The organism is Streptomyces sp. 796.1 (genome assembly GCF_047525675.1).
Taxonomy (GTDB): Bacteria; Actinomycetota; Actinomycetes; order Streptomycetales; family Streptomycetaceae; genus Streptomyces.
Genome location: NZ_JBLIWA010000007.1, coordinates 63,037 through 77,746, shown reverse-complemented (window position 1 = coordinate 77,746; position 14,710 = coordinate 63,037). Strand labels below are relative to the sequence as shown.

General features: G+C 74.1%; 13 protein-coding genes. 6 read left to right on the top strand and 7 right to left on the bottom strand.

Annotated elements, in window-relative coordinates; translation table 11 throughout:
- Positions 1-74: 74 nt before the first annotated feature.
- Together ACMA1D_RS07025 and ACMA1D_RS07020 are read right to left on the bottom strand one after the other, a co-directional pair.
- On the bottom strand, positions 75-1,361 hold the full coding sequence (locus tag ACMA1D_RS07025) for a hypothetical protein (RefSeq protein WP_414723085.1): 1,287 nt from the start codon (positions 1,359-1,361) through the stop codon (positions 75-77).
- Positions 1,362-1,484: 123 nt separating this feature from the next.
- Positions 1,485-2,327 carry a peptidyl-tRNA hydrolase gene (locus tag ACMA1D_RS07020; protein ID WP_414723005.1) on the bottom strand — a complete coding sequence of 281 codons (843 nt, stop codon included), beginning with the start codon at positions 2,325-2,327 and terminating at the stop codon, positions 1,485-1,487.
- A 158-nt stretch (positions 2,328-2,485) separates the two neighbouring features.
- Between ACMA1D_RS07020 and ACMA1D_RS07015 the strand changes: the two genes are divergently transcribed.
- Together ACMA1D_RS07015 and ACMA1D_RS07010 are read left to right on the top strand one after the other, a co-directional pair.
- Positions 2,486-3,538, top strand: coding sequence for an ATP-binding cassette domain-containing protein (locus tag ACMA1D_RS07015; protein WP_414723004.1), 1,053 nt, complete (start codon positions 2,486-2,488; stop codon positions 3,536-3,538).
- The gene (locus tag ACMA1D_RS07010; protein ID WP_414723003.1) at positions 3,535-4,203 is read left to right on the top strand and encodes an ABC transporter; all 669 of its coding nucleotides are present in this window, start codon (positions 3,535-3,537) and stop codon (positions 4,201-4,203) included. Before ACMA1D_RS07015 ends, ACMA1D_RS07010 begins: the two co-directional genes overlap by 4 nt.
- A 163-nt stretch (positions 4,204-4,366) precedes the next feature.
- On the opposite strand, the gene ACMA1D_RS07005 is transcribed toward ACMA1D_RS07010, so the two are convergent.
- Positions 4,367-5,767, bottom strand: a complete 1,401-nt coding sequence (locus ACMA1D_RS07005) for an alkaline phosphatase PhoX (protein ID WP_414723002.1) — start codon at positions 5,765-5,767, stop codon at positions 4,367-4,369.
- A gap of 314 nt (positions 5,768-6,081) precedes the next feature.
- Entirely contained in the window at positions 6,082-7,164 is a 1,083-nt protein-coding gene (zapE, locus tag ACMA1D_RS07000) for a cell division protein ZapE (RefSeq protein WP_414723084.1), read from the bottom strand.
- A gap of 115 nt (positions 7,165-7,279) precedes the next feature.
- On the opposite strand from zapE, the gene ACMA1D_RS06995 reads away from it, so the two are divergent.
- From ACMA1D_RS06995 to msrB, 4 genes are all read left to right on the top strand, one after another.
- A complete protein-coding gene (locus ACMA1D_RS06995; RefSeq protein ID WP_414723001.1) occupies positions 7,280-8,158 on the top strand; it encodes a pyrimidine reductase family protein in 879 nt (292 codons plus the stop codon).
- Positions 8,159-8,287: 129 nt separating this feature from the next.
- Positions 8,288-8,815 (top strand): indole-3-glycerol phosphate synthase, encoded by a 528-nt coding sequence (locus ACMA1D_RS06990; protein WP_414723000.1) that lies wholly within the window; start codon positions 8,288-8,290, stop codon positions 8,813-8,815.
- Positions 8,816-9,228: 413 nt separating this feature from the next.
- A complete protein-coding gene (murC, locus tag ACMA1D_RS06985; RefSeq protein ID WP_414722999.1) occupies positions 9,229-10,701 on the top strand; it encodes a UDP-N-acetylmuramate--L-alanine ligase in 1,473 nt (490 codons plus the stop codon).
- A 75-nt stretch (positions 10,702-10,776) separates the two neighbouring features.
- On the top strand, positions 10,777-11,184 hold the full coding sequence (gene msrB / locus ACMA1D_RS06980) for a peptide-methionine (R)-S-oxide reductase MsrB (protein ID WP_414722998.1): 408 nt from the start codon (positions 10,777-10,779) through the stop codon (positions 11,182-11,184).
- A 181-nt stretch (positions 11,185-11,365) separates the two neighbouring features.
- On the opposite strand, the gene ACMA1D_RS06975 is transcribed toward msrB, so the two are convergent.
- The 3 genes from ACMA1D_RS06975 to ACMA1D_RS06965 form a co-directional block, all read right to left on the bottom strand.
- A complete protein-coding gene (locus ACMA1D_RS06975; RefSeq protein WP_414722997.1) occupies positions 11,366-12,313 on the bottom strand; it encodes a GNAT family N-acetyltransferase in 948 nt (315 codons plus the stop codon).
- A 237-nt stretch (positions 12,314-12,550) separates the two neighbouring features.
- Positions 12,551-13,234, bottom strand: coding sequence for a response regulator transcription factor (locus ACMA1D_RS06970; protein ID WP_414722996.1), 684 nt, complete (start codon positions 13,232-13,234; stop codon positions 12,551-12,553).
- Positions 13,231-14,598: a sensor histidine kinase gene (locus ACMA1D_RS06965; RefSeq protein WP_414722995.1), complete on the bottom strand. Its 1,368-nt coding sequence runs from the start codon at positions 14,596-14,598 to the stop codon at positions 13,231-13,233. Before ACMA1D_RS06965 ends, ACMA1D_RS06970 begins: the two co-directional genes overlap by 4 nt.
- Between the last annotated feature and the right edge of the window lie 112 nt (positions 14,599-14,710).

Here is a 14,710-nt window from a genome sequence, read left to right as displayed (position 1 = left end):
AACGACCAACAGCGGCGCGGGCGGTGAACCGCTCGCGCCGCTGCGTGGTGCCGATGGGGCCGATGGGGCCCGCGCTACTTCTTCTTGGTCAGGGTCTTCCAGTCGGGCGCCTGCGCCGGGTCGAGGCCGCGGAACTTGGCGAGCACCTCCGGGTCCTGCGCGTCGAGCCAGTCGCTGAGCTGCTTGAAGGAGACGCACCGCACGCCCTTGCGCGGGCAGATCTCGCGCATCACGTTCTCAATGGCCTGCATGTATATGCCGCCATTCCAGTCCTCGAAGTGATTGCCGATGAACATCGGCGCGCGGCTGCCGTTGTAGACCCGCTCGAAGCCGTTGAGATAGCCGCCGGTGGTGAGCTTCAGCCATTCCTCGTACTTGGCCGGATCGCCCTCGGTGGTGTCCCCCGACTGGTTGTAGAGGAAGTTGAAGTCCATCGAAAGGACCTGCTTCTCGCTCTTGGGGTACGGCAGGAGTTGGAGCGGGAAGTTCCAGATGCCGTCCATCTTGGTCGGCCATATCTGGAAGTCGCCCGGCGAACTCGCGTCGTACCGCCAGCCGAACGACTTGATCGCCGGTATGAGCGTCTTCTGGCCCTCAAGGCACGGGGCCCGGCCGCCCACCAACTCCTTCGTGTAGTCGAAGGGCAGCGGGTCGATGTCGGTGAAGCCGGTGTTGGTCTTCCAGTTCTGTACGAACGAGTACTGCTGCTTGATCTCGCTCTTCCACTCCTCGACGCTCCAGTCGTCGCCGCCCTTGGCGCCGCAGAAGTGTCCGTTGAAGTGGCTGCCTATCTCGTGGCCGTCCTGCCAGGCGCCGCGCAACTGCTCCAGCGTGTCCCGGATGTGCGGATCGGTCGCGAAGGATATCGCCGCGCTGCCCGGCTTGTGCTGGGGCGGCCGGTACGACTCCTTCTTGGACTTCGGCAGCAGGTACATGCCGGTCAGGAAGAACGTCATCTTCGCGTTGCTGTCCCGGGCGACCTGGCGGAAGTGGGAGAACAGCCGGTCGTCCCCCTGGAGCGCACCGTCCCAGGAGAACACCACGAACTGCGGGGGCTGCTCGCCCGGCTTGAGCTTCTCCGCCTTCGGCTGGTGCGGCTGCGGCCCGGTGTAGGACGTGGAGCCGTCCCCGAGCACCTTGACCTTGCCGTCCCAGGGCGGCTCCGTCGACTTGGGCTTGCCGTCCTTCCCCTTGTCTCCCTTGCCCCCCTTGCCGTCCGCACCGAGCGGGCCCGGGAGCGTGGGCCGGGCGCCGGTGGCAGCGGTGGAGTCCTGCTTACCGTCATCGGAATCGCCGCGGGAAAGGCCGATCGCCACCGCGGTCACGGCACACGCCGAGACCAAGGCTATCGAGGTGTATATCGCCTTTTTTGACGGTTTGGACGCTTTGCGCGACGTACGCGCTCTACGTGACTTCTTCCGGGACGTGCTCAACTTCGCCCCCCTGGGCACCTGTACAGATGTTCTCGTGCCTAAGTATCACAGTTATCTGGGGCGTGTCCGAAGGGCCGGGTGGTCTGCGACGACCGTGCATGAACCGGGCGCGATCTCCGTGTACCCCGCGTCCCGTACGACCGGCAGTCCGCTGCCGGTCAGCGCGGACCATCGGGCGGCCGGGGCGACCCGTACCGCCAGTGGGAACCCCGCCTGCCGCCAGGCCGCCCGCTGCTCGTCGGTCAGCTCCCACCAGGCGAGCTGTGCGCCGTGCCCGGCCTGGGCCATCGCCTTGCCCGCGGACATCTCCAGCGCGGGGTTCAGCCACAGCACCGGCGCGTCCGCGGCCGGCCGCTCGGGCTCCTGCGGGTCGGCCAGTTCGGTGCCCGAGACCTGGAGCTTGGCCAACTCCTTGGGCCAGCCGTCCAGCGGCACCGGCGGGTAGACCCGCACCTCGGTGCCGCCGGCGCCGGTGACCGTGATGCCCGGCAGTTCCGCGGCCCGCCGCCACTCGGCGCCCCTGGCCCGCCGCACCACCTTGCGGATGCGGGCGTCCTGCCAGTCGCGTACGGCCTGGTGCCACGGCCCGTCCGACTCCGTGGCCCGCGGGTCGTCGAGCAGCGTGAGCACGGCACGGGCGGCGGTCTCCAGCGCCTCCGTACGGGCCGGCGGCGCGGCCTTCTCCACACGGACCACCAGCGGCAGCACGAACTGCGGCGCGGCGTCCCGCTCCGCGGCGCTGCGCGGGGTGGCCGCGGGGTCGGTCGCGCGGCCGGTCGCCGGGCCGGGTGCGGGGGCGGTCGCCGCGCCGGACGCGGAGCCGGAGCCGGCCGCAGGGCTGGAGTCAGAGCCGGAACCAGGGCCGGTCGCAGGGGCGGAGTCGGAGTCGATCACACGCCCCAGTCTGCCAGCCGTGTCCATGTCCCGGCCTGACCTGGCCTCCGCCCCGTCCTCGGCCCGGCCGCCGCCGCACTCGCATCCCGCCCGGTCCGCTCGCCCGGTGCGCCGCACCGCCCTCCGCCCCCACCCAGCCGTCGGCTACGGTCAGCCCCATGGAGCCGTCGGGACCACCGCAACCGTCCGGAACTGTCGTGCACCTGCGCGGGGTTGGTCGGCGCTACGGGCTGCGCGGTCCCTGGGTGCTGCGCGGCGTGGACCTCGTCGTGCCGTGCGGGGCGCTGGTGCGCGTCGAAGGCACCAACGGCACCGGCAAGTCGACCCTGCTGCGGCTGGTCGCCGGCATCGACCGGCCCACGACGGGCCGGGTCGGCGGCCGGCCGAGGACCGCGTACGTACCCGAGCGGTTCCCGGCCGCGCTGCCCTTCACCGCCACCGACTACCTGGTCAGGATGGGCCGGGTGCACGGTCTGGGCCGGCAGCGGGCGGCGCGGGCCGCGGGGGAGTGGCTGGAGCGTTTCGGGGCCGCCGGCCACGCCCGTACGCCGCTGGCCGAGCTGTCCAAGGGCACCAGCCAGAAGGTGGCCGTGGCCCAGGCGCTGCTGGCCGACCCCGAGTTGCTGGTGCTCGACGAGGCGTGGACCGGGCTCGACCAGCGGGCCAGGGCGGAACTCGACCGCGCGGTGGCGGCGCGGGTCGCCGCCGGTGGCGCGGTGGTTTTCGTCGACCACGACCCGCTGCGGCTCGCCGGCGCGCCCGACGCCGTCTACCGCGTCCAGGGCAGCGGCCTCGCCCCGGCACCGCAGGACACGGCCCCCGCTGGCTCCGCTGTCCCCGCAGTCCCATTCGGCCACACCGATCCCGTCGGCTCCGCAGCCCGCCCCGGCCCCCTGGTGCTGATCGAGGTGGTGGGGCCGCCGGGCGTCGTGCCGCCGAGTGGGCTGCCCGGCGAACCCGAGGTGGCCGGCGCGCCAGGCGGCGGCAGCACGCTGACGGTGCCGGCCGCCCACTCCGACGCCGTGTTGCGCGCCCTGCTCACGGCCGACCCGCCGTGGCACGTCCGCGCGGTGACCCCCGAGCGCGACCACCCGCGGACCGGGTCGCCCCCCACCCGCGGACCGAACGGCCCGGAAGGGCCGGAGGAGGAGCCGGAGGGATCGGAGAGCCCAGAGGGCTCAGAAGGCTCAGAGGGAGAGGCCCGCCAGTGACCGCCCTGCTGCGCTACCAGATGGAACTGCTGCTCCGCTCGCACCGCTGGCTGCCGCCGCTGCTGCTGTACGCGTTGTTCCTGGTCATCGGCGTGCAGTCCGGCCAGCCGATCCTCGACTCACTCGGCTACACGGCCGCCGGTCTGCTGCCGGTGGCCGCCTGGTGGGTGCGGGTGTGTACGAGCGGTGACTCGCCGGCGGCCCGGCACGTGGCGGCTGCGGCGACCAGCCCGGCCCGGGTCCAGTTGGCCTGTGTGCTGACCGCGCTGCTGTGTTCGCTCGGGCTCGGCGTGCTGGCCACCGTGGTCGTAGCCCGGATCAGCAGCCCGCACAGCGCCGACCACCAGGTGGCCGTGCCGGTGGGGGAGGCGACGGCCGGCGGGCTGCTGGCCGCGCTCGCCTGTGCCCTGCTCGGCACGGCCGTCGGTGCCCTGTGCAACTGGCCGCTGGTGCGCCGCCCCGGCTGGGGCCTGCTGGCCACGGCCCTGCTCGCGCTGCTGGCCCTGGTGTGGGCCGCGTCGCCCGCCTACGCGGCCGTCCACGACCTGGTCACCGGATCGCACAGCGGCGCCGTACCGCTGCCGCTCCTGCCCTGCCTGCTCGCCGCCCTGGTCTGCGCCGCGGCCACGGGGCTGGCGTGCGCGGCGGCGGGGCGGCGCGGGTAGCGACCCCGCCCGCGGCCCATCCGACACCGACCGTACGAGCCGGGCGCCGGCCCCGGAGCCACCCGCGGCCTTCTCCGCCGGCGGGCGGACGCGCGGGCCCGCCGCCTCTCCGCCCGCGCCCCCAGCGGATGCGCCCCCGGCGGACGTGCCCCGCCCCGCCCGCTCAGCGCCAGGGCCCCGTAATGGCGAACGTCGTCCCCGGCGTGTAGCAGTTGACGTACAGGGTGCGCCCGTCCGGGGCGAAGGTGACGCCCGCGAACTCGCCCCAGGCCGGGGCCTGCGGGGTGCCGATGTTCTGTCGGCCGCGGGCCACCGGGTGGACCTCGCCGCGGCGGGAGAGGGCGAAGACGTGCTGGGCCCCGTCGCCGTCCTCGCACACCATGAGGCCGCCGCCGGGGGCGAGCGCGATGTTGTCGGGCGCCTCGCCGGGCAACTGCACGTCGGTGTCCGGGCCGAAGACGACGATCAGGGTCAGGCGGTTGTGGTGCGGGTCGTACCGCCACACCTGGCCGTGGTGGTCGGCGGCCGAGCCCTCGCGGGCGCGCGCGTAGCTGGACACGAAGAACACGCCGGTGCCGCCCCAGTAGCAGCCTTCGAGCTTCTGCGCGTGGGTGATGCCGCCCTTGCCGAAGTCCTGGAACCGGATCGGGGTCCGCCTGGCCAGCGGGTCGGGCACCGGCACCCACGCGATGTCGTCGAAGACCGTGCCGGGCTCCTTGACCACCGACAGGTCGGGCACGCCGGGCACCCGCATCGCTTCGAGCACCCCGCCGGCGCGCAGCGAACCGCGCCCGCCACGGGGTTTGTTGGGCAGCAGCCGGTAGAAGAGGCCGAAGGGCCGCTCGAAGGCGTCCTCGGTCTCGTAGACGACGCCGCGCCGCGGGTCGATCGCGACCGCCTCGTGCTGGAACCGCCCGAGCGCGGTGAGCGGCACCGCGCCGGTGCGCTGCGGGTTGTACGGGTCGACCTCGAAGACGAAGCCGTGGTCCTTGGTGTAGCCGTTGGTGCCGGCCAGGTCCTCGGTCTCCTCGCAGGTCAGCCAGGTGTGCCAGGGGGTGCGCCCGCCGGCGCAGTTGACGGCGGTGCCGGCGATGGCGACCCGCTCGCCGAGCACCCGGTTGCGTTGGTCGAGGGCGAGTGTGGTGCAGCCGCCCATGGCCGTCGGGTCGTAGGTCAGGCCCGGTACGGCGGGTACCCGGATGGCGGCGTTCGGGCGGTTCTCGTGGTTGCGGACCAGTCGGGTGTGCGCCCGGCCGTAGGCGGCGGGGCCTGGGTGGCCGGGGGAGCCGAGGAAGGCCGCCATGCCGTCGTGGTTGCTGGGCACCGGGCCCTCGCCGGATCGCAGTGGATCGCCCTCGCGGGACAGCACGCGGTAGCGGAACCCGGCCGGCAGGTCGAGCAGGCCGTCGGGGTCGGGGAGCAGCGGGCCGTAGCCTCCGGGGCCGTCGCCACCCGGCGCGGCGGCTGCCGCCCCGGCGAAGAGGGCTTCGAAGGACCCGGCGAAGGCGATGCCCGCCCCCACCGCTCCGGTACGGGCCAGGACCTGACGTCGTGTCGTGGACATACGGTGACTCCCTGCTGGCGAACAGGTGACGTAACCGCATGTGTGTACCACGCAGCAGACCGTACGGGAACCAGCCGCGCGTGACCGCGTCCGGCCGACTGACCTGTCGACCTGTCACCCGGGAAGTGCGGCCCCCCGGACCCCGGCCGGACCCCCGCTGTGGTGCGCATTCCGCTGGGCGTCAACTCACCGCATACGAAGGGGAGTTGACCATTCCTCCGGCGGCGAGCCGGAACCGCATCCGGCGAGTCAGTCACCCGCCGCGCGCGGGCGCCCCGAGCCCCGCGCCCAAGCCGCCCCCAGAGCCCCGCTCCCTACCCCGCCACCTCGGTCAGCCCCTTCGCGTCCCGGGCCAGGGCCGTCAGCCGGGATATCGCGCGGAAGTACTTCTTCCGGTAGCCGCCGTTGAGCATGTCCTCGCTGAAGAGCTGGTCGAAGGGGACGCCGGAGGCCAGCACCGGGACCTCGCGGTCGTAGAGCCGGTCGGCGAGGACGACCAGGCGCAGCGCCGTCGACTGGTCGGGCACCGGCGTCACGCCGGTCAGGCAGACCGCGTGCAGGCCGTCGGTCATCGCCCCGTACCGGCTGGGGTGGACCGTGGACAGGTGCGTGAGCAGCGCGCCGAAGTCGTCGAGCGAGGCGCCGCGGGTGCGCTGGGCGACCTCGGTGACGGTGGCGTCCGCGTACGGCTCGGGCGCCGCCGGCAGGCCGCGGTGCCGGTAGTCGTCGCCGTCGATGCGCAGCGGCTGGAAGTGCGCCGACAGGCCCTGGATCTCGCGCAGGAAGTCGGCGGCGGCGAACCGGCCCTCGCCGAGCTTGCCCGGCAGCGTGTTGGAGGTGGCGGCGAGCGCCACGCCCGACTCGACCAGCCGCGACAGCAGGCTGGAGACCAGCACCGTGTCGCCCGGGTCGTCGAGTTCGAACTCGTCGATGCACAGCAGCCGGTGTCCGCTCAGGGTGCGCACCGTCTCCTGGAAGCCCAGCGCGCCGACCAGGTTCGTCAGCTCCACGAAGGTGCCGAACGCCTTCTGCTCGGGGGCCGCCGGGGTGGCGTGCCACAGCGAGGCCAGCAGGTGGGTCTTGCCGACGCCGTACCCGCCGTCCAGGTACACCCCGCGCGGGCCGCCGGGCGCCGCGGTCTTCGCCGTACGCCGGAACCAGCGCCTGCGCCCGCCGTCCGCCGCGCTCGCCCCGCCGCCCAGGCCCGCGGCGAAGGTACGCAGCACGCGCACGGCCTCGGCCTGGCTGGGCTGGTTCGGGTCGGGCAGGTAGTTGTCGAAGCTCACCACGCCGAAGCGGGGTGGCGGCACCATCTCGGCCACGAGCTGGTCGGCGGGGACGCGGGGGGCGCGGGAGGTCAGCGCGAGCGGGCCCTCGTGCGTCGCCGCGCTCCCTATTCGGGAGGCGGACCGGGAACCTGCGGCTGAGTCGGAGGTGGAAGACACAGCCGTCCAGCCTAGCCGCTGCCCACCGGGGCCCTGCACGTCGAGCGACCCATGTCACACTGCGCCCATGCGACGCCTGTTCCCCACACCATCCGATCCGTCGAATTCTCCAGCCGGCTCCTGGTCGCTGGAAGAGCTGGCCGACGCGTACGCCTATCCGGGTGAGATCGACGCCGCGGACGGGCTCGCGGGGCCGGGCGACGAGGCGGGCGCCGGGCCCGTCGGGGCCGACCCCGCGACGGCTGCCGGGGGCGCGGGCGGCGCCGCCCCGACCCGGGCGCGGACCCCCTGGCTGCGGGCGAACATGGTCTCCTCGCTGGACGGCGCCGCCCACCACGAGGGCCGTTCCCAGCCGCTGTCCTCCGATGCCGACATGCGGATCTTCGGGGTGCTGCGCGGCCTGGCCGACGCGGTGGTGGTCGGCGCGCAGACGGTGCGCCAGGAGGGGTACCGGCCGGCAAAGGCGCGGGAGGCGTTCGCGGCCCGCAGGGCGGCGCTCGGGCAGCCGCCGGCGCCCGCCATCGCCGTCGTCAGCGCCAGCCTCGACCTGGACTTCTCGCTCCCGCTGTTCACCGCGCCGCTGACGCCGACGCTGGTGGTCACGGGCGCCGCGGCGCCCGCGGACCGGGTGGCTGCGGCCCGGGCGGCCGGGGTCGAGGTGGTGCGGGCCGGGCAGGGCGCCGCGGTCGATCCGGCGCTCATCAAGGGCGCGCTGGCCGAGCGCGGCATGACCCGGCTGCTCACCGAGGGCGGGCCGCGGCTGCTGGGGCAGCTCGTGGCCGCGGGCGCGCTCGACGAACTGTGCCTGTCGGTGGCCCCGCTGCTGGTGTCGGGAACGGCCGCCCGAGTGGTGAACGGGCCCCCGCTCAGCGTGCCGGAACGCTTCGCTCTCGCCTCCGTCATCGAGGAGGACGGTTTTCTCTTCACCCGCTACCGTCGGTTCTGACAAACGGCGGAATTTACCGTTCCGGTTAGCTTCTGCTGGGCAGACTTGTGTCACGCGGTCCCGTCAGGGCACGCGCAGGATGGTTTCTGTTGGGCCGCATGGGCCCAAGGAGGAAGAAGGGCGTCCGTCGTGTTCACGAGCGTATTGATGATCGAGCAGCCCCTGACACCCGTGGACGTGGACTTCGTCGCCTCGCTGCACGGCGACGACTCCGTCTCCTTCATCGTGCTCATGCAGCCGCGCGGCGACCAGGACCGGCTGTTGCGCGCCATCGACGATGTGGCGCTCGGCGAGTTGGACCGGGCCGTGCAGGAGGCCGAGACCCCCGAGGGCCGCACCGACGGGCTGCCCGCCGAGCGCGCCCTCGCCCACTCGCTGGAGGCGCTACGGGCCACCGGCAGCGAGGCGGTCGGCCAGATCGTCCAGCGCCACCCGCTGGACCTGCTGCGCTCGGTGGTGGAGGAGACCGGCGCTGACGAGGTGATCGTGTTGACCGCCCCGCACTTCGTGGAGGAGTTCTTCCACCGCGACTGGGCGTCCAGGGCCCGGCACAAGGTGGGCGTCCCGGTGCTCAAGCTGTTCGCGCACGCGGCGGACGAGCCGGCGGACGGTTCCGCCGACGGCCCGGCGGGCGGATCGCGGCCGGGCCCGGTCTAGCCCGACGGCGGCTCGTGGTGCCCCACACGAACGTTTCTGCGGGGCACTGCCAGCCCGTACGCCCGTACGCCCGTACGCGCCGGCCCGGCCCGTACGCCGCCGGCCCCGCGTTCGTCGCGGCATCCCGCGCGCGGGCGGGAGGCCCACTGGGGCCGAGGCGTCCGAGTCACCCGCTCACGCGTCCCGCGCGCGAGGTGCGGCCGGCGACGGTGCGGGGCGGCGGGGCCCACGCGGCCGACCCCGCGCGCGGGGCAGAGGCCGCGCACGCTGCGGGGCCGCCGGGCGGGCGCGGTCGGCCGGGGGCCGGGGGAGCCGTGCGGGGTGTGAGAATCTTGGCCGGGGTCGGCGGCAACGCCGGCCCGCACCATCCGGCGGCCTCCGGCCGCGCACAGCTACCACCAGGGAGAACCGCGATGGCACCGGCGGGCCTCGGCTCCGAGAACGCAGCGCGGCACGAAGCGGCGGCCCCCGCAGACCATGCGCCCCTCGCAGGTCATGCGGCCGGTGACGCGCTCGCGCGTCCGCACTTCATCGGGATCGGCGGTGCCGGCATGTCCGGCATCGCCCGCATCCTGGCCATGCGCGGGGCGCAGGTCGCGGGCAGCGACGCCCGCGAGTCGGCCACCGCCGCCTCGCTGCGCGCACTCGGCGCCACCGTGCACATCGGGCACGCAGCCGAGCACCTGGCGGACGACACCACCAGCGTCGTGGTCTCCAGCGCCATCCGCGCGGACAACCCGGAGCTGCGGGCGGCGGCCGAGCGCGGCGTCCCGGTGGTGCACCGTTCCGACGCGCTCGCCGCGCTGATGACCGACCGGCGGGCGATCGCCGTCGCCGGCACCCACGGCAAGACCACCACCACCTCCATGCTGGCCGTCTCGCTCGGCACCCTCGGCGTCGAACCGTCGTACGCGATCGGCGGCGACCTGAACGAGCCGGGTTCCAACGCGCGGCACGGCACCGGCGAGATCTTCGTGGCCGAGGCCGACGAGAGCGACCGCAGCTTCCACAAGTACGCGCCCGAGGTCGCCGTCATCCTCAACGTGGAGCTCGACCACCACGCGAACTACGCGTCGATGGACGAGATCTACGAGTCCTTCGAGACCTTCGTGGGCCGCATCCGCCCCGGCGGCACCCTGGTCATCGCCGCCGACCAGGCAGGCGCCCGCGAGCTGACCGACCGCGTCCGGGGCCGCGCGGGCCTGAACGTCGTCACCTACGGCGAGTCCGACGGCGCCGACCTGCGCATCCTGGCCGTCACCCCGCACGGTCTGACCAGCGAGGTCACCGTGGCCCTGGCCGACGGCGAGGAGCTGACGTTCACCGTGTCGGTGCCGGGCCGGCACTACGCGCACAACGCGGTCGCCGCGCTCGCCGCCGGCATCGCGGCCGGCCAGCCGGCCCGCGAGCTGGCCACCGCGCTCGCCTCGTACACCGGCGTCAACCGCCGCCTCCAGCTCCGCGGCACCGCCCGCGGCGTGCAGGTCATCGACTCCTACGCGCACCACCCCACCGAGATCGCCGCCGACCTGGAGGCGATCCGCGGGGGCGCCGGCGAGGGCCGGGTGCTGGTGGTCTTCCAGCCGCACCTGTTCAGCCGCACCCAGGAGCTGGGCACCGAGATGGGCGAGGCGCTGACGCTGGCGGACGCCGCGTTCGTGCTGGACATCTACCCGGCGAGGGAGGACCCGGTCGCCGGCGTGACCAGCGCGCTGGTCATCGACGCCGCCACGGCCAAGGGCGCGGACGTACGGGGCGTCGCGGACCGGGAGGCGATCCCGGCGCTCATCGCGGGAATGGCGCGGCCCGGCGATCTCGTTCTCACGATGGGCGCGGGCGACGTCACGGACCTCGGTCCGCGGATCGTGGCCCACCTGGAGAGCTGACCCACGGCCGGCCCGCGACCTGCACCGGCCGCGGGCCGGCGACACGCAGCAGACCGCATCCCCGAAAGGCGCGAGATGGCGTACGAGGTCGAGAAGTCCGACGAGCAGTGGCGCGCGGAGCTGTCGCCGGCGGAGTACCAGGTGCTCCGCCAGGCCGGCACCGAGCCCGCGTTCCGCGGCGAGTACACGGACACCGAGACGGCGGGGGTCTACTCCTGTCGGGCGTGTGGGGCCGAACTGTTCCGGTCCACGGAGAAGTTCGCCAGCCACTGCGGCTGGCCCAGCTTCTTCGACCCCAAGGACTCCTCAGCCGTGGAGCTGATCGAGGACCGCTCGCACGGCATGGTCCGTACCGAGGTGCGCTGCGCCCGCTGCGGCTCGCACCTGGGCCACGTCTTCGCGGGCGAGGGCTACCCGACCCCCACCGACCAGCGCTACTGCATCAACTCCATCTCGCTGCGGCTCCAGCCCACGACGGACTGAGCGGCCCGGCCGCGGCCGGCGACGACCGGGCCAAGGCCGCCGGGCCGGCCCAAGCCACCGGGCCGTGGGCGCGCCACGCGGGCCCGCCTACGACCCCGGGCCGGGAGGCGCACGACCCCGGGGCGGAGCGACCGGCACCGGCCGGCTGCTCCGCCCCGTCAGCCGTTACGCCCGCCGGCCGTTACGCCGCGGCGCCCGCGGGCCCCGCGGCCTCCGGCCCCTTCGGCCACTGGAAGTAGCTGCGCTCCTGCGTGACGGGATAGCCGGCCTTGGCGAAGTTGGCGGCCATCGGCCGGTTGCCGAAGTCGGTGTCGGCGACGATCCGCTCCGCGCCCTCGGCGGCGAGCATCCGGGTGCAGTCGGCGAGCAGGTCGTACGCGTAGCCGTGGCCGCGCTGTTCGGGCAGTACGCCGATGAACCCGACGATCGGCGCGGTGTGGTTGCGCGCCGGCACGTGCAGCCCCACCAGTTCGCCCTCAGCCGTCCACGCGGTGCGCCACCACTCGCGCGGCGAGGGGCACCACCGGAAGAAGTCCAGGTCCTCCTGGGCGGCGGCCTCGTAGCCGGTGGCCTCGATGGTGCGCCGGGCGTGCGCGTCGAGCGTGCCGTGCTGGATGCAGCCGAGGATGGCGAGGATCGCCGCGTCGTCGGGCTCGGGCCGGAACGTCAGCCGCCCCGGCTGCTCGGGCACCCCGCACTCCGGCGTCCACACGTAGTGGAAGCGGTCGACGAGCCGGGTCATGCCCGCGGCGAGTACCGCATCGGTACGGGCTCGCGCGGCCTGCGCGACCGCCGGCTCCTGCTCCCAGCCCGGCGGCAGCAGCAGGACGTAGTCGGCCCGGAACGGGGCCGTGCGCAACAGTTCCACGGCCGCCGCGTGGTCGGTGAAGTCGAACCAGTCGAGCGCGACGGGCTCGGCATCGTCGGGCCCGCCCCACCAGGCCGCGCGGGCCACCACGGTCTCGCCGCGCAGGGCGACCCGGGTCCACTCGGGCCGGTACGTGCCGCCGTCGGCGACGGTGACGTACTTCCGGTCGAACCGGGCGTGGCCGACCAGCCCGGCATCGGGCAGGGCGTGAAAGAGAGGGGCGTCGTGCTCGGAGAGCTGACGGATGACCAGGTCGGTCATGGGTTTCCTTCCGGGATGGCGATGCGCTCCCGGTCGGACGACGTCAGACGGAGATCAGCCCACGGGCGGGGCGGGAGCGCGACAAAGACGTGGTGTACATGGCTCCGGGCCTCCTTCCGTGATCAAGGGCTTGCCCGAACAATAGGCCGCCCCTGCTGCCGTGTCCACACGTTTGTGCGGGCCGCACGCCGCTGGCACCGCGGCCGACAGGGCTACGAGCTGCCGGGCCACCGGGACCTACGGAACGTCATCCAACAACCCTGCATCATGCGCCAACAGAGCTATCTGCACCCGGTTGTTGAGGTCGAGCTTGGCCAGGATGCGGGAGACGTGGGTCTTGACCGTGGGGACGCTCATGTACAGCGTGCTGCCGATCTCCGCGTTGGACTTGCCGTGCCCGACGGCGACGGCGACCTCGCGTTCCCGGTCGTTGAGCCGGGCCAGCAGCGTGTCCGCCCGGCTGCGCCTGCTGCCCTGGCCGCCGCCGGCGACGTGCTCGATGAGCTGCTGGGTGACGGCGGGGGAGAGTGCCGGGTCCCCGGCGGCGACGCGGCGCACGGCGGCCACGATCTCCGCCGGCGGCGTGTCCTTGAGCAGGAACCCGGCGGCCCCGGCGCGCAGCGCGCGCAACACGTGCTCGTCGGCGTTGAACGTGGTCAGCACGATGACCTCGGGCGGGTTGGGCCGGCGCCGCAGCGCCTCGGTGGCGGTCAGCCCGTCCAGCGTCGGCATCCGGATGTCCATCAGGACCACGTCCGGCGCCAGCCGGTCCACCAGCGGCTCGACCTCGCTGCCGTCGGCGGCCTCGCCGACGATCTCCACTTCGCTGGAGCCGCCGAGCATCAGCCGCAGCCCGGCCCGTACCAGCGGATCGTCGTCGACGAGCAGGATGCGGACGCACGGTTGATCGTGATCGTTCATGCGGGCCACGGTAGCCAGGCGCGCAACAGGAAGCCGCCGTCTTCGGTCGCGCCGGACGTCACCCGGCCGCCGGCGAGCGAGGCGCGTTCGGCGAGACCGATCAGCCCCTGCCCCGAGCCGGGTATCGCCGGCCGCCCCCGCCCCGTACGCGCCGCGGCCTGCTCGGGCCCCGCGCCCCGGTCCCGCACCTCCACGGTCAGCCCTTCCCCGGGCCCTCCGGTGACCCGTACGCTCACCGCCGCGTCCGGCGCGTGCTTCCGGGCGTTGGTCAACCCCTCTTGAACGATGCGGTACGCGGTCCGCCCGGTCGCCTCCGGCACCGGACTCGGCCCGTCCGTCTCGTCGTGCAGCGCGACGCGCATCGCCGCCTGCCGCGACTCCCCGACCAGCCGCGGCAGGTCGGCGAGTGTCGGCTGCGGCCGGTACGGGACGGCCTCGGGGCCGGCCGGGGCGAGCGGCGTACGGTCCGCGGCCGGTACGTCGTCGACGGCCGACGCCGCAGCCCCCGCACCTGCCGCACCTGTCGCAGCCCCCGCAGCCGCCGCGGGCCCGGGGCCGCCGATGGGTGCGCGCAGTACGCCGATGACCTCGCGCAGGTCCTCCAGGGCCTGGTGGGCACTGGCCCGGATGACGCCGGCGGCCTGCGCGACGTCCCGCGGCGGGGCGTCGGGCCGGTACTCAAGGGCGCCCGCGTGCACGCTCAGCAGGGACAGCCGGTGCGCCAGTACGTCATGCATCTCGCGGGCGATCCGCTCCCGGGTCAGCCGCTGGGCGCGCTCGGCGCGCAGCGCGGCCTCGGACTCCGCCCGCTGCGCCCGTTCCCGCAGCGAGACCACGAGCTGGCGCCGGGAGCGTACGAACATGCCCCAGCCGATGACCGTGCTGTAGAAGACGGCGCTGGTGATCCACGAGCCGAGGTAACCCAGGTCGGGATCGATGTGCACCGCGCTGTTGACGGCGCCGCAGGCCAGCGCGAGGGTGCCGACGGTGACGACGGGCCGCAGCGGCCGGTGCACGGCGACCGAGAACACGGCCACCAGGCTCGGCCCCACCACGAAGTGCGAGAACGTGGAGAGGAGCAGGGCGATCACGGCCACCTGCACCGGCCACCGCCGGCGCAGCCACAGGGCCAGGCACATCGCGCAGCCGAGCAGCAGGTCGCCGAAGACCATCAGCTCTGTCATCCGCGGGTCGGTGACCACGGGTTCGGCGGTCATGAACGAGATCCCCGCGGCCAGGACGAAGGCGGTGCTGTCCACGGCCCAGTCGCGGGCCCGCCGCCTGGTCCGCGCCGCCCGGCCCGGGGCGGGCACCGTGGAGGTGGCTGCCGCCCCGGCGAGCGCTGGCTGATACGTGCTGGTCATACCGGCGAATCTACTCACCACCGGCGGCCCCGCCCTCCCTCGCGACAGGGCCCGCTACCAAAGTTGCGGGGCCGTAGACCTTCGACGGATGGGGCCGCCGGAACCGCCCGCC

Coding starts and splice junctions, on each gene's coding strand:
- ACMA1D_RS07015 (WP_414723004.1), top strand. CDS start 2,486: ATGGAGCCGTCGGGACCACCGCAACCGTCCGGAACTGTCGTGCACCTG.
- ACMA1D_RS07005 (WP_414723002.1), bottom strand. CDS start 5,767: ATGTCCACGACACGACGTCAGGTCCTGGCCCGTACCGGAGCGGTGGGG.
- ACMA1D_RS06995 (WP_414723001.1), top strand. CDS start 7,280: ATGCGACGCCTGTTCCCCACACCATCCGATCCGTCGAATTCTCCAGCC.
- murC (WP_414722999.1), top strand. CDS start 9,229: ATGGCACCGGCGGGCCTCGGCTCCGAGAACGCAGCGCGGCACGAAGCG.
- msrB (WP_414722998.1), top strand. CDS start 10,777: ATGGCGTACGAGGTCGAGAAGTCCGACGAGCAGTGGCGCGCGGAGCTG.
- ACMA1D_RS06975 (WP_414722997.1), bottom strand. CDS start 12,313: ATGACCGACCTGGTCATCCGTCAGCTCTCCGAGCACGACGCCCCTCTC.
- ACMA1D_RS06970 (WP_414722996.1), bottom strand. CDS start 13,234: ATGAACGATCACGATCAACCGTGCGTCCGCATCCTGCTCGTCGACGAC.
- ACMA1D_RS06965 (WP_414722995.1), bottom strand. CDS start 14,598: ATGACCAGCACGTATCAGCCAGCGCTCGCCGGGGCGGCAGCCACCTCC.